At 69.3% G+C, this 19,201-nt stretch carries 14 protein-coding genes; all 14 read right to left on the bottom strand.

Features of this window, described 5'->3' with window-relative positions; genetic code table 11:
* Complete coding sequence (locus tag DS843_RS19390; protein WP_149470484.1) at positions 1–1,014, bottom strand: bifunctional enoyl-CoA hydratase/phosphate acetyltransferase; 1,014 nt, start codon at positions 1,012–1,014, stop codon at positions 1–3.
* Between the two features lie 7 nt (positions 1,015–1,021).
* A complete protein-coding gene (locus DS843_RS19385; protein ID WP_149470483.1) occupies positions 1,022–1,492 on the bottom strand; it encodes a hypothetical protein in 471 nt (156 codons plus the stop codon).
* Positions 1,493–1,521: 29 nt separating this feature from the next.
* On the bottom strand, positions 1,522–3,957 hold the full coding sequence (locus tag DS843_RS19380; protein WP_286192191.1) for a DUF3141 domain-containing protein: 2,436 nt from the start codon (positions 3,955–3,957) through the stop codon (positions 1,522–1,524).
* A gap of 174 nt (positions 3,958–4,131) precedes the next feature.
* A complete protein-coding gene (locus DS843_RS19375) occupies positions 4,132–4,887 on the bottom strand; it encodes a hypothetical protein (RefSeq protein WP_286192190.1) in 756 nt (251 codons plus the stop codon).
* 94 nt (positions 4,888–4,981) lie between these two features.
* Positions 4,982–6,169 (bottom strand): polysaccharide pyruvyl transferase family protein, encoded by a 1,188-nt coding sequence (locus DS843_RS19370; protein WP_149470481.1) that lies wholly within the window; start codon positions 6,167–6,169, stop codon positions 4,982–4,984.
* A 72-nt stretch (positions 6,170–6,241) separates the two neighbouring features.
* Positions 6,242–7,510: a hypothetical protein gene (locus DS843_RS19365; protein ID WP_208852276.1), complete on the bottom strand. Its 1,269-nt coding sequence runs from the start codon at positions 7,508–7,510 to the stop codon at positions 6,242–6,244.
* 5 nt (positions 7,511–7,515) lie between these two features.
* Positions 7,516–8,829, bottom strand: coding sequence for a glycosyltransferase family 4 protein (locus DS843_RS19360; RefSeq protein ID WP_149470480.1), 1,314 nt, complete (start codon positions 8,827–8,829; stop codon positions 7,516–7,518).
* Positions 8,830–8,870: 41 nt separating this feature from the next.
* Complete coding sequence (locus DS843_RS19355; protein WP_149470479.1) at positions 8,871–11,045, bottom strand: glycosyltransferase family 2 protein; 2,175 nt, start codon at positions 11,043–11,045, stop codon at positions 8,871–8,873.
* Complete coding sequence (locus tag DS843_RS19350) at positions 11,042–12,355, bottom strand: glycosyltransferase family 4 protein (protein ID WP_149470478.1); 1,314 nt, start codon at positions 12,353–12,355, stop codon at positions 11,042–11,044. Before DS843_RS19350 ends, DS843_RS19355 begins: the two co-directional genes overlap by 4 nt.
* Positions 12,352–13,179 carry a class I SAM-dependent methyltransferase gene (locus DS843_RS19345; RefSeq protein ID WP_149470477.1) on the bottom strand — a complete coding sequence of 276 codons (828 nt, stop codon included), beginning with the start codon at positions 13,177–13,179 and terminating at the stop codon, positions 12,352–12,354. The genes DS843_RS19350 and DS843_RS19345 overlap by 4 nt, the downstream gene beginning before the upstream one ends.
* A 4-nt stretch (positions 13,180–13,183) precedes the next feature.
* Positions 13,184–15,535 carry a glycosyltransferase family 2 protein gene (locus DS843_RS19340; protein ID WP_149470476.1) on the bottom strand — a complete coding sequence of 784 codons (2,352 nt, stop codon included), beginning with the start codon at positions 15,533–15,535 and terminating at the stop codon, positions 13,184–13,186.
* Positions 15,536–15,609: 74 nt separating this feature from the next.
* Positions 15,610–16,431, bottom strand: a complete 822-nt coding sequence (locus tag DS843_RS19335) for a calcium-binding protein (protein ID WP_149470475.1) — start codon at positions 16,429–16,431, stop codon at positions 15,610–15,612.
* 722 nt (positions 16,432–17,153) lie between these two features.
* Positions 17,154–17,369 carry a hypothetical protein gene (locus DS843_RS19330; RefSeq protein ID WP_149470474.1) on the bottom strand — a complete coding sequence of 72 codons (216 nt, stop codon included), beginning with the start codon at positions 17,367–17,369 and terminating at the stop codon, positions 17,154–17,156.
* Positions 17,339–19,189 (bottom strand): tetratricopeptide repeat protein, encoded by a 1,851-nt coding sequence (locus DS843_RS19325; protein WP_149470473.1) that lies wholly within the window; start codon positions 19,187–19,189, stop codon positions 17,339–17,341. Before DS843_RS19325 ends, DS843_RS19330 begins: the two co-directional genes overlap by 31 nt.
* Between the last annotated feature and the right edge of the window lie 12 nt (positions 19,190–19,201).

The following is a 19,201-nucleotide window of genomic DNA, read 5'->3' as shown; positions in this document are numbered from 1 at the left end:
TCACCCCTTCACCGGTTCGGCGATGCGCGTGCGGTGGGCGTACAGCGCCGCCACCGCGCTTGAGGCCATGCGGGTCATCACGCTGTCGGCCCGGCTGGTCAGCACGATGGGCACCCGCGCGCCCAGCACGACGCCCGCCGCGTCGGCGTTGGCCAGGAAGGTCAGATTCTTGGCGAGCATGTTCCCCGCCTCCAGGTCCGGCACGACGAGGATGTCCGCCTGTCCGGCCACCGGGGACTGGATGCCCTTGATCCGCACGGCCTCCGGGCTGATCGCGTTGTCGAGCGCCAGCGGGCCGTCCAGCAGGCCGCCGGTGATCTGCCCGCGGTCGGCCATCTTGCAGAGCGCGCCGGCCTCGACCGTGGACGGGATCTTCGGGTTGATCGTCTCCACCGCCGACAGAATCGCCACCTTGGGCAGCGCGATTCCCAGCGCGCGGGCGAGGTCGATGGCGTTCTGGATGATGTCGCGCTTGTCTTCCAGCGTCGGCGCGATGTTCACCGCGGCGTCGGTGATGAAGAGGGGCTTGGGATAGGTCGGCACGTCCATGATGAAGACGTGGCTGATGCGCCGCTCCGTCCGCAGGCCGCCCTCGCGCCGCGCTACCGCGTGCAGAAGCTCGTCGGTGTGCAGGCTGCCCTTCATCAGCAGCCCGGCGCGCCCCTCCCGCACCAGCCCGACCGCCACGGCGGCGGCGGCGTGGCTGTGCGGGGCGTCCACGATCTCGTAGGGGGCGATGTCGATCCCCTCGGCCTCGGCCACCGCGCGGATGCGCGCGGCGGGGCCGACCAGGATCGGGGTGATGAAGCCCTCCTTCGCGGCGTCCACCGCCCCGCCGAGCGAGGTCGCGTCGCACGGGTGGACGACCGCCGTCGGGACGGGCGCGATCGAGCGGCAGGCCGCGACGAGCCGTTCGTACTTCTCGTGCCGGCGGGCGGGCGGGCCGCCGCCATCTCCAAGGCCGTCTCCAAGGCCGTCTCCAAGGCCGCCGCCGGGGGTCGGTGCATCGCTCATCGTTCCGTCACCAGCGCAGGAAGAGGCCGATGTCGCCCGGCATGCCGCCGGGATAGTCCAGGATCTGGGCGCGCAGCTTGTAGCCGCGGGATTTCAGTTGATTTTCGTAATTGTCGTAGACCTCGCGCGCGAAGCCGGTGAGGCTGTCCGGCCAGTTCGGCTCGAAGTTGTTGATCGCCCGCCCGCCGTCGCTGCAATAGCTGCTGGGGAAGCGCACGATCTGGATTTCATTCACCCCGCGCTCCGCCGCCGCGCGCACCGCGCGGGTGAAGCGCTCCTTGGCGTCGGGGCGGACATGCTGGTGCATGAAGGCCTCGCGGATCGAGTCCTGCTCCTCCTGGTGCTTCTTGTCGCGCTCCTGGGCCTCTCTCAGGAGGGCCATTTCGCGTTCCTCGGCGATCCGGCGGAGATCCTCCGGCGTGATGAGGTCGTCGCCGAGCGACGGGTTGGTCGTGCTGGTCGGGTTGATGATGGACATGTGCGTGTCTCCCGTTTGGAGGGTGCCGGTCACTTCGCCTGTTGGATTCTCGGCCTTTCCCGCCGCGGGGTCGTCACCCGTCCGATCTCCGCCGCGGCCTGCGCGATGGACGAGCCGTTGCCCAGCGGGGCGGCGCTCAGCGCCGGTTCACCGCCGGGTTCGGCCTTGCCGGCCAGGATGGATTCGACGTGGCGCAGCCGCCGCCGCTCGGTGGCGTCGAGCGGGCCGGAGGCCGTGAGGACCCGCTCCGCCGCGGCGATGATCTCCTTGCGGTCCTGCGCGTCGGGGACGAGCGTGGGCAGCGCCGCCAGCGCCGCGACCTCGTCCAGAAGCATCAGGAAGACCTGCTCGCGGAAGACCGCGCGCACCTGCTGGAGGGGCAGGCGTTCCAGGGCGGCATGCTCGTCGCGGACCCGGCGCAGCGTGTGGAAGGCGCGCTCGTCGAAGGCGCCCTCGCCGCGCCCGACATAGATCAGGACGCGGAACAGCGCCTCGCGCAGGCCGCCCTGGTCCACGCGGGCCAGGATGTCGTCCGTCTTCTTGGCGACCAGCGCCTCGAACGCCTCGTCGCGGACGCGCGGGGGCCGGGCCTCGGCGCCGGGGGCGGCCAGCCCGACCATGGCCTGGAGCAGCGGCGCGTTGTAGAACGACATGAACAGCCGCTCCACCGTCCCGTCGCGCGCGTCCCGCCAATGGTCGAGCGCCTGCACCATGGCGTCGGACAGCATCGCCTGCGCCTTCAGGTAGGGATTGCCGGGATGGGCCGGGCGGCGGTTCTCCCGCACCTGTTCGGCCAGCGCCTCGACCGGCGCCATGAAGGGGTTGAGGTGCGAGAAGAGGTAATATTGCGCCCGCGCCGGGTTCATCATCCGCAGCCATTCCGCGGTCCCCTCGGTCACGGCGGCGCGGACGGCGGGCCGCGCGAAGGTGATGTAGAGGCCGGTGTTGATGTCGGAGATGCGGGCGACGGTGGCGAAACGGCGGTCATCCTCCGGCGTGTTGCCGCCGAAGGCGCGGATGTCGTCCAGGGTCCGCGGCTCGAAGCGGGTCACGTAGTCGCCGTCCACCAGATCGGCGCCGGGCGCGTCCGGGTCCTTCGGCTCGATCACCATCTCGTAGAGGCCGGGGGGAAGCAGGTCGATCAGGTCGATGTTCTCGACGAACTCCGCCGTCTCCCGCCGCGCGACGCGTCCCGACACGAAGATGCCGAGATGGCCGATGTTCTGATGGAGGTTGTAGACGATGGTTTGCTCGCGGGCGCGGATGTCGTCCACGCTGCCGTAAAGATCGAGAATCCAGCCCAGCGCCTGTTGCGGCGGCGTGATGTTGTCGCCCCAGGAGGCGAAGACCAGGATGGGCGAGCGGATGTTCCGCAGGTCGAGCCGCCGACCGTCCTTGCCGATCAGGTTGCCGCTGGTCAGCTTGTTGCCGACGAACAGATCCTCGGTGATCCGCTCGATCTCCTCGCCGTTCAGCAGGAAGAAGCCGCTCCACCACTTTTCGAAGTCGAGATAGCGCGGCGCTTCCGTGTCGATGGAGGCGTACAGATTGTACGCCTTCTTCCAATAGGTGTTCGCGGGGTCGAGCTTTTCGAAGTTGCCGACCAGATTGGCGCCGTCGAAACGCCCGTTGCCGAGGTCGGCGGCGAGAGCGGACAGCCACGCCCCGCCGTACAGCCCGCCCAGATAGCGCATCGGGTTGCGCCCCTTCACCCCAGCCCAATAGGACAGCGGCGAACCGGCGATGATGAGCGGCCCCATCAGGTCCGGGCGGACGGCGCTCAACGCCATGATCGCCCAGCCGGCCTGGCAGTTGCCGATGACGCAGGGTTTGCCGTCCGCCTGGGCGTGCAGCTTTCCCACATGCTCGATGAAGGCGGCTTCCGCCATTCCCACGTCGTTGAGGGTCTGGCCGGGCACCGGATCGGGTGTGAAGCCGATGAAGTAGCAGGGGTGGCCCGCCCGCAGCGCAGCGCCGATCTGGCTGTCCGGCTTGAAGCCGCCGATGCCCGGCCCATGGCCGGCGCGCGGATCGACGATGACGAAGGGGCGCTTCGCCGGGTCGGTCCCGACCTTCGGGTCCGGAAGGATGCGCAGCAGCAGGTAGTTGCAGGGGCGCGGCAGCCGCCGCCCGTCCATCACCACCTCGTGCGGGAAATCCAGGACGGGGGGCTTGCCGTGCTCGGCGTGCTCGATGAACTGGTCTCCCCGCCGCCGCATCACGTCCAGATAGAGGACCCACCGCTGCATCGCGTCGATGCCGTAGTCGATGGCGTCCATCACCGGATTCGGGAGCGTTCCCTTGTCCGGTCCGCCGGCGGGCGGAATTGGAAACAGGGCCGAGGGAAAGGGAAACAGGGTGGCCAGATTTTCCGTCCAGGCGGACGGATTCCAGGCGGCCAGCCACGCCGCCGCCGGGTTGGTCAGCGGCTGGGGCGCCTGGGACTGGTGCCGCGGGGTCGTCATCGCCGGTCCTCTCGTGTGTCTTCTTGCGCCTTCGGGGGCGCTTGCTCACGAGTGTCGGCGAACGGCGGGCGGCGCAGAGGTACGGAACGGTTTCGTACCCACGGAATGTTCAGGGGCGCGGCGCCCTGTTACCGTAGCGCACGGGCTTGGCGGCAGGGTGGCCGTACGGTGGCGCTACCCGAAGATCGCCAGCCCGATGACCGTCGCGGCGAAGGCGCCGACCGCGGAGGCCAGGGCGGCGATGATGGTCGGGGCGTGCGATCTGGTGGACTTCACCTTCAGCGCGTCGTCGAAGCCGCGCAGCGTCGTGTCCATGCGGACCAGGAAGACCTCCAGCCCGGCCACCCGCTCCTGAAGACCATGCAGCGTCTCCGCCAGGGCGGTCTGCTGGGCCGTGGCCGTAGCGGCCCCGGCCTGCCCGGCGGCAGCGCGGTCCTGCATCTCGCGCAGGATGCGGGCGATGCTCTGCTGGGCGGCGGCGAGTTGCTGGTGGTCGCGGCGGGCGGTTTCCAGCCCGGCGCCGATCCGCACCAGATGCGGGGCGAGCGTGCGCTCCAGCAGCTTTTCCTCGGCGCTCGGCTGGGCGAAGGTGGCGATGGTGCCGGTGCTCGGGGCCGCAACCACGGCGACGACGCGCGCGGGGTCGAGTCCTTCCGGAAGCTCCAGGTCGGCTTCGAAGGCGTGGTGCCCGTCGCCGAAATTGCCGCCGAGCAGATCCTCACGCGGGCGGTCGGCCAGCGTACGTCCCAGAACCACGCTGCGTCCGTCCGGCATGTCGGCGCGGAATTCGACCGGAAGACGGTCGGTCGGGTAGGAGCGGTCCCAGGCCCAGCCGTAGATGCGCCCGGCCTGGACGGCATCCACGCGGCCTTCGATGACGGAAGCCGCGGCTTCCGCCGCGACCGGAGTGGCGGCAACGGTGTCGGGCATGGCGGGCACTCACGAAAGACGGAAGGGGAACGGAGGGCGGGCGCCGGCACCGGAGCGTTGCCCGGTGCCGGCGCCCTTCGCGCGGTGTTCGCCGTCAGGCCGCCTTGCGCTGCGGGGTCTTGCGCGCGGTCGGGCTGGGCATGCGGTGCGGGATGTAGTTCTCGTCCAGGAACTCCCGCATGTCGCGGTAGCGCTGGTAGAAGGTGCGGTTGAATTTCTCGAACAGGCTCTGGTCCCAGTATTCCTCCAGGACGAAGGGCTTGTCCGAATAGACGTCGTAGCAGGGGATCGCGAAGGTTTCCGCGAACTCCGCCGTGCGGCTGTCATAGCTGAAGTAGACGGACGGCGTGCCGTTCGACAGCGCCATCAGGTTGCCGTGCAGGCGGTAGCCCAGCACGAGATCCTTCGAGCGCACGATGCTCTCATAGTCGGCCACCACGTCCGAGTACCACAGGCGCGAGCGGTACAGCGCGTCCAGCTCCTCGTCGAAGTACCAGTTCTTCAGCCAGTTGTTGTTGTGCAGTTCGTCCCAAGCCTCGGCCTTCTGCTCGTCGGTGCCCCAAAGCAGCTTCTTCTCCTCGACCTCGCCCTGCATCATCAGGACGGTGTCGAAGCGGCGGCTCATGTCCTTCACGAAGTCGCGGTGGCGGGCGAGGTAGGTCTTCACGTCCGGCGAATAGTGGCTGGACACCTCGCGGCGCATGGTGATGCCGACGTTGCGCACGCTGTCCAGGGCGGGCAGGTCGATGCGCAGCTCCGGATCGCGGTTGCGGAAGGCGGTCGGGCAGCCGACGATGCGGACGTTCTTGATGCCGAGATCCCACAGCACTTCGGCGGTGTAGGTGCCGCGCACGCCCAGCGTCGTGGACTTGTCGGCGAACATCTGCCAGATGCGCTTGCTCTCATCCGACAGCGTCAGCTTGCCGGTGGCCGGGGCCTGGGCGCCGACGCCGAAGGCGATGACCGGGATGCGCAGCTTGGACAGCACCTGCTCGGTGCCCGCCGGCCAGGTCATGTGGTCGTGGATGTAGTTCGACCCGCGCAGGAACACGTAATCGTATTCGGCGTTGGCCCGGTCCACCACCTCCTGCTTGAACTCGCGGATCTCCACGACATCCAGGCGGTCGTAGGTCAGCAGCTTCAGCGAGGAATCGTAGACGAAGGCGTCGCCGATGTTGTGGTAATGATTGATGCTACGCTGAATGTCCTGGTAGCTGTACCACCGCACGCAGTCATGATCATAGACTTCGCCGGAGGGAATCATGACTAGGATGTTAGCCAATTTAATTCTCCTGGGGTCGGGGTGGTGGGAGATTGCGGGGGCCGGGTTTTGTATTGGTTAATTTTAGCCGCCTCATGACGGCTCAACCCGGATCATTATTCGGACCAGATCGCGTTCCCGGGTCGGCTTGCAGTTCTTCTGGGCAAGCCGGGTCAGGTAGAGCCAGGCGTTTCCATCCGTGTCCTCGAAATTCCGGCTTCTGGCGTCCGGATCGAGAATGGCCGGGTAGTAGAAGGTCTCGTCCACGCCGCAATCCTTGTCGGTCAGCAGTGGCGCCGCCCAGGCGAGACGGGGAACGGACCAGCCGATCAGGTCGGCGGAGGTGGACACCCACACGCCGGACACCGGCTCGGCCCCTTTGCGCTCGGCGCGCCGTCCGGCCATCACCGCGACGTACAGGCCGCTCGGCGTGTGGCGGACGAGGCTGGTGACGGTGAAGGGCAGGCGGCCCGGCGGCAGCGGCGCGCAGACCGACGCCTCCGGGTTCGCTTCGCCCTCCATGTAGGGGTCGCGAAAGCGGACGGTGAAGTCCCGCCCGTCCCACGCCCGCCAGGAGGCCGGATCGGCGAGGTCGCGGGTGCGCATCAGGCAGACGCCGCGCTTCTGCGCGCCGATGCCTTCGGCGAAGGCCATGGCGTAGTACCAGCCGTCGCGCCCGACGATGTTGCTCGGCGCGAACAGCCCGGCGCGCTTCCCCAAATCGCCGCGGAAGCGGTAGGGCACCCCGGCGACGTAGCGCGCCGGCCCGAAGCTCCGCCCGCCGTCGTGCGAGACGGTCAGAGTCAGCGCGTTCCACCAGCAGGCCATGTAGTCGCCCGTGGGGCAGAGGTCGCGGCGCTTGTGGCCGTGGTATTCGTTGTGGACCAGCCCGTAGATGGTGGTGCCGTCCAGCGTGTAGGGCGCGGTCAGCCAGCCCATGTCGTCGAACCGCGCCGGGTCGTCGCGCCTGGCCGATTGGAAGACGACGCGGCAGCCGTGGCGCAGGTCGTTCAGCGACGGGCCGCTCAGGATGCGCGCGCGGTTGTGCGCGGCGAGCAGCCGGACGCTGCCGTCGGCGGCTTTCCAAGCGCGCGCCGGGGCATCGGGGACGTCCCAGTCCTCGCAGGCTTGCGTGCGGTGGTCGTAGACGGTCTCCAGCGCGGCGCCCGGGGGGACGGTGACGCGGAGGTCGGCGGCGTGGGCGGGGGTGGCGAGGAGGAGGGTGCAGGCAATGATGGCGTATTGCCCCCACCCACCCCACTTCGTGGGTCCCCTCCCTCCCCCGCTGGGCGGGGGAGGGCCTTCAATTCCCTCCCCCGCCCAGCGGGGGAGGGTCAGGGTGGGGGCCCGTCTCCCGAACATTGCCATCACGGCTTCTGCGCCACCGCCCGCTCGGGCATCGACACGGCACCACCGCCCGCGTTCGCGATCAGCGCGTCGAACACATCGGCGTGGCGGCGGGCGCACTCCGCGCGGTCGATGGGGCGGCGGATGCGCATGCGCAGGCGGTCCCACAGGTCCGGCGTGGTCAGCGCCTCGGTCAGGCGGTCCACCAGATCCTCGACGCTGGCGTTGCGGAAATGCAGGCCGTCCACGCCGTGGGTGACCTTCTCGCCCATGCCGCCGATGTTGCTGGAGATGATCGGGCGCCCGTGCAGGAACGCCTCCTGGATCACCACCGGCGAGTTCTCCCACCAGATGGAGGGCATCACCACCCAATCCACGTCCTTCATCAGGCCGGGCAACTCGGCGGAGCGGTAGCTGCCGTAGAAGCGCACGCGGTCCCCCGCACGCTCCACCGCCGCGTTGAATGTCTTCTGGTAGGCTTCCGGCTGGCGTTCCAGGTTGCCGCCGAAGATCATCAGCGCGCCGTCCTCGCCCCACGCCTTCTCGGAGACGCGGCCGATGGCCTCGACCAGCACATGGGCGCCCTTGAACTCGGTCAACTGGCCGAAGAAGGCGAAGCGGTTGCGCTTGCCGCCGCGGGCCAGCGGGCGGGGCGGGGCGATGCCCTCGACGGTCAGGCCGTTCTCGATCATGCGGAACTTCTCGCGGGGCAGACCCCAGTCCACATAGCGGTCGATCAGGAAGTTCGACGGGCTGACGTAGAAGTCCGCCTGTTCCAGGAAAGTCTTCAGGAACAGCTCGCGCTTGAAGAACTGTGCCTCGCCGATGTGCGGGAAGCAGCCGGCGCAGTCCGCCGGGCTGGAGCGGTAGCACAGCGTGTTGCGGCTGGTCTTCACCATCTGGCCGTGGTGGTGGCAGATGGACAGATACTCGTGGAAGGTCACCACGATCGGCACGCGCGGCAGCGCCTGCCGGACCGCCTGGATCGTCTCGATGCCCAGACCCAGGAAATGGTGGAAGTTCACCACGTCCGGCTGAAGGTCGCGGACGTAGCGGACGAAATCCTTCTCCAGCCCCGGCAGGTTGCGGTTCGACAGCCGGAAATGGTCGTAGTCGTTGGCGTGGTAGAGGACCTCCCGCTCCTTCTGGCGCAGCGCCATCAGGGCGGAGCTGCCGTGCGGGGTGACCGGCGGGGAGGTGCGGGCCATGTAATGGCTTTCCCAGCCCGGCAGGTCGTGCAGCCCCTGGTGCAGGTTGTAGGAGGCCACCTCCGCGCCGCCCAGCGAGAAGGCGGGATGGCCGTGGCTGATGATCAGGACGCGCTTGTTGCTCATGGTCGGGCCGATCTCGAATAGGGCTTGCGGGACGTGCGGGCTCAGGCGGCGGCGCGGGCGGACCAGATGTCCTCGAAGCTCCAGCGGTCCACCATGGCGCCGGCGCGGTGCCAGCGGTCGGCGTGCGCGTCGCGCGGCTGCTCGTCCAGCGCCACCAGCGTGACGCGGGGCAGCCAGACGCAGGCCCCGCCCAGCGCGCGCAGGCGCAGGCAGAGATCCAGCCCCTTGTGGTCGGCGCCCATGTAGGAGCCCATGGCGGCGAGCGCGCGGACCAGCGCGTCCTTCGGCAGAAGCGCGCATTCCGGGGCGGCGGCGTCGACCGTCGCGGCGTCCTGCTCCTTCAGCCAGTCGCGGGGATAGCCGGCGAAACGGCGCTCGAAGGTCTTGGCGCCGTCCGGACCCTCCACCGCCATGATGCCGGCGAAGCGGATCGAATGGTCCTCGTAGAGCAGCGTAGGGCTCACCATCACCGGCCCGCCGGACTTGCGCGACACCCGCTCCAGCGCCGACAGCCAGCCCTTCTCGGTCGGCAGGACGGATGGGGACAGCGTCAGCACCCGTTCGCCACGGGCGTGCGGCAGGGCGGCGGCCAGCGCCTCGAACATGTCGGTGGCGTCGGGGGCGGCCACGAAGGTGACGGCCATGCGGTAGAAGGCGGCGGCCTGACGGACCGCTCCACCCAGCCGCTCGTGCGTGCCCGCGGCGGCGACCACCAGCAGTTCGGTCTCGGCGAAGTCCGGGTCGATGGCGAGGCGGGCAATGTTGAGGTCCACATCCTCCCGCCCGTCGGTCACCGGCAGGATCACCGAGACGCGCGGCGTCTTCACCGGACGGCCCATCGGGTGCACGCCCGCCGATGGCGCGGCGCCGGAGCGGGCGCGGGCGGTGCGCAGCATCGGGCCGACATGGCGGGCGATCAGCGTGTCGATGGAGGGGCTGTCCAGATTGACCAGCGACAGCATCCGGCGCAGCGCTTCCGGCGCGGGGGGCAGGCAGCTCAGCGGCAGGAAGGCGAAGCGGTCGTCGGCCAGTTCCAGTTCGAGGTGGAACTCGGCACCTTGGGGAAGGCCGGACGGCTCCACTGCGAAGGCGGTGAATCCGTGCTGGTCCTGGCCGGGGACCAGACGCCCGGCGAACAGGCCGTTGCCCTGGAAGGCCTCCGTCACGTCGCGGCGGGCCAGTCGGGACCAGCCCTGGTCGAGCCGGACGGAGACGCCCGGCCCCTTCAGCGTGACGGCGCGGACCTGCCGCGTCGGGTCGAGCAGCCAGCCGGCGGCGAACAGCCCGGCGCCGGGAACGCGCAGCGCCATGTCCAGCCCGATCCGCACGGGGATGTCGAGCTGCGACACGGTTTCCGCCCCGTCGTAGCGCGACGCGGCGATGCGGGCCATGGTCTGGCGCGCCTCGGCGTCCTGGATGTTGCCCAGCATGTCGCGCACATGGGCGGAGGCCACGCCGTCCGGCAGGATGGTGCGGTGCTCGAAGATCTCCAGATGACGCCAGCCCTCGGCGGCGCGGTAGTGGATGCGGCGGATGGCGGTGGGAAGCGGGGTCCGGTCGGTCAGCACGGCCAGCACGCCCGCCGCGTCCGGCGGCAGGTCCGGGCGCGCGAAGGACCCGGCGGCGGCACGGTAGGCGGCGGTCTCCTCCGCCTCGATCAGGATCTTCTGGGCGCCGCTGCGGAAGCTGCGCGCCCAGCCCTGAAGCATCAGGCTGCCGTCGCGGAAGCGGCCGAACACCTCGGCGAATCCGTCCGGCTGCGACACCTCCTGGGCGAGGCCCGACAGCAGGCGCCCGATGCGGTCGGACTCGCCCTCCGCCTCATCCTTCGACGAGGCGGCGAGCTGGATCGCGAAATCCAGCGCCAGGGCCAGCGCGCCGGGCTGGAAGCCCTTCAGCGCGGAGACGAGGTGCGACGGGTTGGTGCGGACGTTGGACAGGCGCGGCAGGACGAGGCGTTCCCCCTTCTCGTCCGCCAACTCCACGCGCGACGGGCGCATCTGCGCCAGCCCCGGCACGCGGATGCCGCCCAGGAACCAGCGCTCGCCCTCCGCGTCCGCCCAGGAGCGACCGGCGTAGCGGCCCTCCACCGACCCGTCGAGATGCACGGCGCCCTGCGCCGGCAGCGTCCGGTCGATGCCGCCGAACAGGACGAGCGTGTCGTCGTCAAGAAGAATGGCCGCCGTAATGTCGGCCTTGGTGATCGGTTCCTTCATCCCGCGATGCTCCCCGCAATCGAGCCCTGCCCATGTGTTTGCCCATGTGCTCCTCCCGGACCGTTCATTATGTCGTCATAGAGAATGACGTGTTTCTCGGCGGCCTCATCGGTCGTCGGGACCGCCGGTATGTTGGAAACGAGCCGGTCCCAAAGCCCCGGCTCGGTCATCGCGCGCGTCATCACGCGGGCCAGATCCGCGGCGTCCCCCGCCCGGAAATGCAGCCCGTCAACCCCGTCCGTCACCGATTCCGCCATGCCGCCGATGCCGCTGCAGATGACCGGGCGGCGGTGCTGGAAGGCTTCGCGGATGACCAGCGGGGCGTTCTCCCACCAGATCGACGGCGTCACCACCCAGTCGGCGGCGGCCATCAGCTCGGGCATCTCCTCGCGCCGGTAGGGGCCGTGCCGGACGGCGGTTGCGCGGGCGGCCTTGAAGCCCTGTTCCACCTTGTCCTTGAAGGCGTCGGTCTGGAAGGGCGCCCCGCCATGGACGGCCAGCGTCAGGTCGCGCCCCTGCTTTTCCAGCCGGGCGGCGGCGTCCAGCGCGACCGTGATCCCCTTGAAGGGATTCAGGTTGCCGAAATAGGCGAAGGCGTTGCGCGGCGCGCCCGCGGCCAGCGCACGGTGCGGCGCCGGGCGGACCGCCGGGCGCCCGTTCTCCATGACGGAGATGAGGTCCGGATCGATGCCCCAGGCGATGTAGCGGTCGCGCAGGAAGGCGCTGGGCGCCAGGAAATGGTCCACCAGCCCGAACATCGCCTTGATGTGCTTCTCCCGCAGCACGAACTGGTCGGCGGGCCGGTCGGGGAAGCAGCGGTGGCAGGCGTCGGGCGAGGCCATGCGGCACAGCGCGTGCCCGGTCGTCGTGACCATTTGCCCGTCGTTGGAGCAGATCGGGTAATAGTCGTGCAGCGTGTAGACGATCTTAGCCCGCGGGCAGACGCGGCGGATCAGGAACAGCATTTCCACGCCCAGCAGCAGGGTGTGGTGGATGTGCACGATGTCCGGCTGGAAGGCACGCAGCAGGTTCGACAGGTCCGGCACGATGCCGTGCAGGTCGATCTGGCTCTGGAAGAAATGATCGAAATGCCCGGCCCACAGCACCACCTCATCGGCGCTGCGGCCCAGCGTCTGAAGGTTGGTGCCGGGCTTGCGGTCGCGGTGGACGCCGTTGGTGCAGGCGAGGAACAGGGCCTCGGCCCCCTTGGCCTTCAGGCTGCCGAACAGCTCGTGCGCGAAGATCTCCGTGCCGCCGGGGTGCAGGCTCGGGTGGTTGTGCGCGACGACCAGGACGCGGGGCAGGCTCATCGCGCGCTCTCCTTTTCCAGAACCAGGAGATCCTGGAAATTCTCGGCGTTGCGCTGCCCGCTCCAGTGGCCGCGCAGCACCGGGCGCGCCGGGCGCAGCCCCTGTTCCGCGAAGGCGTTCAGCAGGAAGGATTCGGTGTAGGCGACGGCGGCGTTCGGGTTGGCCTCGTCCGCGATGAACTCCGGCCCGGCGGCCTCGATGAAGGCAGGGCGCGCGGTCTTCTTCGCGATGCCGTCCCGCGCGCGGGCGTCCACCAGGAACAGGCTGAGGAAGCAGCGCCCGCCCGGCTTCAGGACGCGGGCGATCTCCGCCGCGTAGCGCACCGTCTCCGCCGTCCGCAGATGGGTGATGACCGAGGTCAGGATGACGAAATCGTGCCCGCCGTCGGGGAAGGGCAGGCGGGTCTGCGCCGCGTCCTCCGCCCCGCCGGGGTTGTAGAGCGCGTTCGCCACGTCGAGCGTCCGGAAGCGGAACTCCGGATAGGCCGGGGTGATCGTCTCCGCGCACCAGCGGATGCCGTCCTCGACGATGTCCACGCCGTCGTAGCTGGAGTCGAGATACTGGGTCAGCGGAACGGCCATGCGCCCGATGCCGCAGCCGATCTCCAGCACGCGATGCTTCGGCTTCAGCCCGCCGACGCGGACGAAGTGGCGCAGGAACTCCGCCCCGATGGCCCGGAAATCGCCGTCGCCGATGAACAGGCGGTCCGGCGGCGGCACGGGCAGGAAGCGGTTGCGCGCCACCTGGGCGCACAGCCATTCCAGCCGCGGGTCGGTGTTGCGGCGCAGGACGGCGAGGCGGCGCCCGGTCAGGATCTCGTTCATGGGGTCAGCTCCGGTTCCGGGCCGCGCGCCCAAACAGGCGGGATTTGGCCGGGACGGCAACAGGGGTGGCGGCTTCCGTGGGCGCACCCGCCGACAGGGGGCGCATCAGGCTCTCCTCCAGGGCCGGCGGCGGGGGCAACTGGTTCCAGTCGCGGGCGGACAGCTCCTCCATCATCGCGTCCCAGCGGCGGGCGTGGAGCCAGCCGTTGTATTCGGAGGCGACACCGCGGGTGTAGCCCTGGTGCCGGCTGATCGAGCGACGCTCCAGATGGTACAGCTCCACCGCGGGGACGTAGCGGATGTCCAGCCCCGCCTTGCGGATGCGCAGGCAGAGGTCGGAGTCCTCGTAATCGCCGATGACGTAGTCCTCGCAGAAGCCGCCGACGGCATCGAAGGTCTCGCGGGTCATCATCAGGCAGGCGCCGGTCACGCCGGGCACGCTGCGCTCCCGCCGGGCGGGGAAGAAGTCGCGCGGCAGGCCTTTGAAGAAATGGTGGTTGTACCAGCGCCCGCGGACGTCGCGGTCGAAGTAGAGGCCGGCGTGCTGAAGGCTGTCGTCGTCGAACAGCAGCTTCGGCCCCACAGCGCCGGTGCCGGGCGTGCGCTCCAGCGCTCCCAACAGAGCGGGCAGCCAGCCGGGCTGGTCGGGGATCACGTCGGAATTCAGGAACAGCAGGGTCCGCCCGGTGGAGGCCGCGACGCCCGCGTTGTTGGCCGCCGAATAGCCGTAGTTGGCGGGCTGCACCAGCAGCCGCATCGGCAGGCCGTAGAGCGCGTGGAAGCCGTGCAGCATATGCACCAGCTCGTCGCGCTGCTCCGGGCTGTCGAGCACGAAGACCAGCTCGGCCCCGGCCATGCCGGGATCGGTCGCGAAGCTGGAGAGCTGGAAGCGCAGGAACTCCAGCGCCTTGTAGAGCGGAATGACGACCGAGACGAAGGGCTGGTCCGGAACGCGCCCGAAGGTGACGATCTCCGGGTCCTTGCGCGTCGCCATATGGGCGGCGTGCAGCGGCGCGACCGCCGGGGCGATCACCGTTTCCAGAACCAGCGGAGTCGCGTGCTGCGGCGGCAGGCTGCCCAGCACCGCGGCGCGGGCGTCGGCGGGCGACAGCGGGCGCAGCGGCGGCACCAGCCGGATCGACCCGCCGGAACCGAGCCGAAGCTCCGCATGGACCTGAAGTGCGGCGGCGGGCTCGGGCGCGCCGGGCAGATAGGCGACGAAGCCGCTGCGGTCGGTGGACGGGGCGGTGCCGAACAGCTTCGCCACGTCCTCGCGCGGGAAGCGGTGCTCCAGCACCTCCAGCCGCCGTTCGCCGCCGAAGGGCGTGTGGACGGTCAGGCCGCCGGACAGGCCGTGCGGGTCGTGCACCCAGCCGGCCAGGAACAGCCCGCCGTCGCCCGTGGGAACCGCGAGGTCGAGCGCCGCGCCGATGGAGCGCTTGGCGTCGGCCACCTGCCGCTTGGCCAGCGGAGCGAGCACCTGGAGTTCGCGGACCGCCGCCGCCGCCGTGGCGTCCGACCGCCCGCGTTGGGCGAGCGCGTTCAGAATGTACTGGCGCAGCTCCAGCGGGGTGTCGCGGCGGGCGGACAGATGCTCGGTCAGGCTCGGCAGGTTGGGGGCGACGGCGGAGAAGGCGCGGCAGGCCAGCCCGTTGCGGCCCAGCACCACCAGCAGGTTGCCCGGCGCGCACAGCGCCTTGTCCACCAGAAGCGACATGGCCGCGCGCCCGCGCCGGTCCAGCGCGGAGCCGATGCAGACCTCGAAGGGAGAGGGGCCGACGGCGCCCATGGTGATGATGACGGCCCCCGTCACCTCGCCGAAGCCGGACGACAGCGAACCGGCGCAGAGCAGAAGCTCGCCGGTCGCGAGCGCGCGGGCGGTGAGGGGGGAAGGGGTCGGCGACAGCTCCAGCACCATGCGGCGGCAGACCGTGGCGAAGCCGGCGTCGCTGCGCAGCGCCGGGGTGGAGCGCGCGAAATCGAAGAGGAAGCGGACCACGCGCAGCCGCGAGGCGGCGTCGAGGCTTCCCAGAAGGAAGGCGGGATCGGGATCGGGGACCTGCGGTTCGGAAAGGACGTCCGCGACGACGCGGCCCTGGGCGACGAAACGGACGGGCGCGCCGGAGGTCCGGGGCGCCCGCAGGATCGACAGCACCCGCTGCCCACCCCAGCTCGTCCGGACGGACAAGGTGGTGTAGGGGGGCCGGACCTCCTCGCCGTCGAGGGTGGGAACGACCCGGCCGGAGGGCTCCGGTCCGTCGCTCTCCCACGAGGCGAGCACGAAATCGTCGCCGAGCGCATGGAGCTGGGCGGACGCGATGGAGGCCGAGGCCGGCAGGACGGCGAGTACGGTCATTCGTTCCTTAGCCGGACCCATCGGCGGCGTGCTGGGGGCACGCCGCCGGTCCGGTCCCTGGATGGGTTACGGCTTTAGTGAATGACGAAGAAGTCGTTCGGGTTGTTGTGAACTTCCTCGGCCGAAACGCCCTTCAGCATGATGCTGTCGCCGTTGCCGAGATCGATCATGGCGTTGCCGCCCATGTCGGTGACGCGGGCCGCCAGATCGGAGGCGTCGTTGATCTCCAGACCGTTGATGTTGCGCTCGATCTGGAGGACGTCCTCGCCCGCGCGGAAGTCGAGAACCACGTCCTGGCCGCCGCCGCCGGAGAAGACGAAGATGTCGTTGCCGGCGCCGCCCACCAGGATGTCGTTGCCCGCACCGCCGTCCAGGATGTCGTTACCGGCGCCGCCGTCCAGGAAGTCGTCGCCTTCGCCACCCTTCAGGAAGTCGTCGCCGGTGCCGCCCATCAGGACGTCGTCACCCTTGCCGCCGTCGAGATAGTCGTTGTGGCCGCCGCCCATCAGGACGTCGTCGCCTTCGCCGCCCTTCAGGATGTCGTCCCCGTCACCGCCCATCAGGACGTCGTCGCCCTTGCCGCCATCGAGGACGTCCTTGCCGCGGCCACCGATCAGCATGTCGTCGCCGTTGCCGCCGGACAGGTAATCGTCACCGTCGCCACCGTCCAGGACGTCGTTGCCGTTGCCGCCGTCCAGAACGTCGGCCCCGTTGCCGCCCATCAGAAGATCGTCGCCGTTGCCGCCGAACAGAGCGTCGCGCCCGTCGCCGCCCAGGACCGTATCGGCGCCGTTGCCACCCGTCAGGATGTCGTCACCGTTGCCGCCGTCGATGAAGTCGCTGCCGTTGGTGCCGGTGATGATGTCGTCGTAGTTGCCGCCAGGAAGGGTGGCCATGGATCATACTCCTTAACGATTGGATTCGGTGGGGCAGGGGGGGTGTGCCTACCCCGAAATGGCGAGGTACCACCAAGCCTTTACCCAAATACCGCGGGGCATGGCTGTGACAAACATAAGGTCAAACCCAGACAAATCTTGAGTTCGTAGAGTCCAAACACAATAATCATCAACGTTCATTACGTCATTACCAACACCTTGGCTTCAAAGCCCTTCGAAAATCTAAACATCTTGTCTTGGGTGCGGCGCCAAATCGGGGTTGTGAGTACCAATTCAAGGCGCGACAACTGTTGTTGTGGGAAAGAAGCAGAATTGTTTGTGCGTAATACTTTTAAAGACGACGCGAAGAGCTCCCGTCGAATTTCCGCGAAATGCCTTGAAAAGATACGGAAGTCCTATGCCGTCCGCACAGGGTTGAACGTTTGGGCATTGCCATTTCGGGATAACCCATGGCGCTGCGGCGAGTTTGACGGTGCGGATTTTTGAAAATCCGGCGGGACGGCATCCGAGTTTTTAAAAACTCGCTTTTGAAAGCCTGGGCCGAGCGGTGCATGCCGCCGGGGCTTTCCGCATCCGCAGAGCGCCATGGCGAACCGGCGGGCTTGGCGATGCTCCCAAGCCGCGCCAGTCCGGCGGCCTTCCGAGGCTCGTCCGGAGCTGCCGAACGCCCCGGACCGGTGGCGCCCAAGCGGTCAAAATTTTTTGCTTGGAGCCGTACCCGGTCAGACCTTTCCGGCCTCCGCGGCGTCCAGCGCGGCCCGGGCCAGTTCCATCAGCTTGTCCTCGACCGCCGCCCGGTCATAGCCGGGGTTGTCGGCCAACGAATCGCGCAGGCGCATGGCGATGAACTCGCCGGTGTGATGCTTGTCGTAAAGATGCACGTCGCCGATGGCGTCGGCGACGCGCTTCAAGGTGTTCCGGTCCCACTGAACGGCCATGTTCGCGCACTCCCTTTCCTGCCTTGCGCTTCTTCGCCCGGATGGCAACAGCGATTGCGGGATTTGATCGTGCGCGCGAGTTCGGCGGCGACCCGTTCGATAACCTCGTGCCAGTCGTCCCGCACCGTCTGGTGGAACAGGCGCATCGACCGGTACCAGGGGGTCGATTCCATCGGCTCCATCCAGCGGCAGCAGCCGTCCAGGCGCGACAGCAGCCAGACGGGCTTGTCCAGGGCTCCAGCCAGATGCGCCGTGGACGTATCGACGGAGATGACCAGATCCAGGCGCCGGATCAGTCCTGCCGTGTCCGCGAAATCCCTCACCTGCGCCATCGGATCGGTCAACCGCCCGGCGGCCACCGCAACGGCGGCCTCCGCGGCGGCCCCGCCCATTTGCAGAGAGTGGAACCGGGCGCCGGGTGTGTCCAGAAGCGGTTCCATGACGTCGAACCCCATGCTGCGCCTCTGGTTCATGCTGGCGTAGCCGGTTCCCGCGGTGTAGCGCTCCCCCGACCAGACGAGCCCGACGCGAAGGGCGTCGCCCTCCGCAAAATGTGGGTCGAACCGTTCGTCTCCCGGAAAGCGGTCGCCCACATAAGGGAAGTCCTGTGGGATCTGATCCATGGTCAGGCGCAGAATGGCCGGGACGCTGTAGGTGGGACTCCAGAAATCCCACGCGCCGGATTCCACGCCGTCCTCCGTCATTGCCTGCGACACGCCGGGAACGCTGTCGAACAGCCGGACGAGGCTGGGAGAGCAGGACACGCCCACCCGAGCGCCCATGGCGGCGAGGCGGCGGGCGATCCGGACGATCTGGATGCCGTCCCCCTGTCCCGCCTCCGACCAGAGCAACAGGCGGCGCCCCTCCAGCGGTTCACCCGACCAGCGGGGAATGCCGTAGTCGGGCAGGGGGACTCCGTAGGCGAAGCGCCATTCGTTCTCGATCCAGCAGTCCGGCCAAACGCCTGCCTTCAGAAGCTGCGCCCCGAGGTTGAAGCGCGTGGCGGCATGATCCGGCCGCAGGGCGGCGGCACGGCGGTATGGGGCGATGGAATCCCGAGCCCGACCGAGATCGGCCAGCGTCACGCCCAAATTGAATTGTGCGGTGTGCAAGCCGGGGTCGAGCGCGGCGGCCCTGCGATACTCCGCCTCCGCGGTCCCCATCCGCCCGGCGATCTTCAGGGCGTTGGCGCGCTCGGTACGGATCGCGGCGTCCTGCGGGCGGAGCCGCAAAGCATCGGCCAAGGCATTCGCCGCCCCGTCCAGGTCGCCGGCGGCCTTGCGCGCCGCCCCGGCGATCAGGTGCCCTTCGATCAGGCCGGGGTCCAGCCGGCGCAGCCGGTCGGCCAGCGCGCAGGCCGTTCCGGCCTGCCCCAAGCGGTTGGTGGCGGACGCGAGGTCGTGAAGGGCGGTGATGTCGGCGGGGGACAGGCTGAGGGCATGGCGCAGTGCCTGCGTGGCATGGCCCAGGTCCCCTTCGTCGAAAAAGGCGCCGCCTGCCTCGCAGAAGATCCGGACGGCGTCGGGCCGTTCCGCCGCACCGCGCAAAATCCGTGCGAGGTTCGTGCGGTAGCTCGCTGCATTCGGGTTGATGGCGACCGCCCGGCTGACCAGGACGGCTCCCTCACGCGGATGGCCGAGCTGCGCGCGGGCGACTCCGAGGAGATGAAGGGCGTCGGCGTTGCGTCCATCGACGGCGAGCGCTTGCCGGTAGAGGTCCTCCGCTGCGCCGGGAGCGCCGGCCTGATGGCGCTCCGCCCCGCGGCGGACCAGATCGCGGGCAGTCCCGTCCAGCGTGTTCCGGTTGTCCTGCTGGGCCATGCGGATCACACT

The sequence above is a fragment of the Roseomonas genomospecies 6 genome (genome assembly GCF_008365375.1).
Classification (GTDB): Bacteria; Pseudomonadota; Alphaproteobacteria; order Azospirillales; family Azospirillaceae; genus Azospirillum.
The sequence above is the reverse complement of the archived record's forward strand: the minus strand, read 5'-3'. Positions and strand labels throughout refer to the sequence as shown.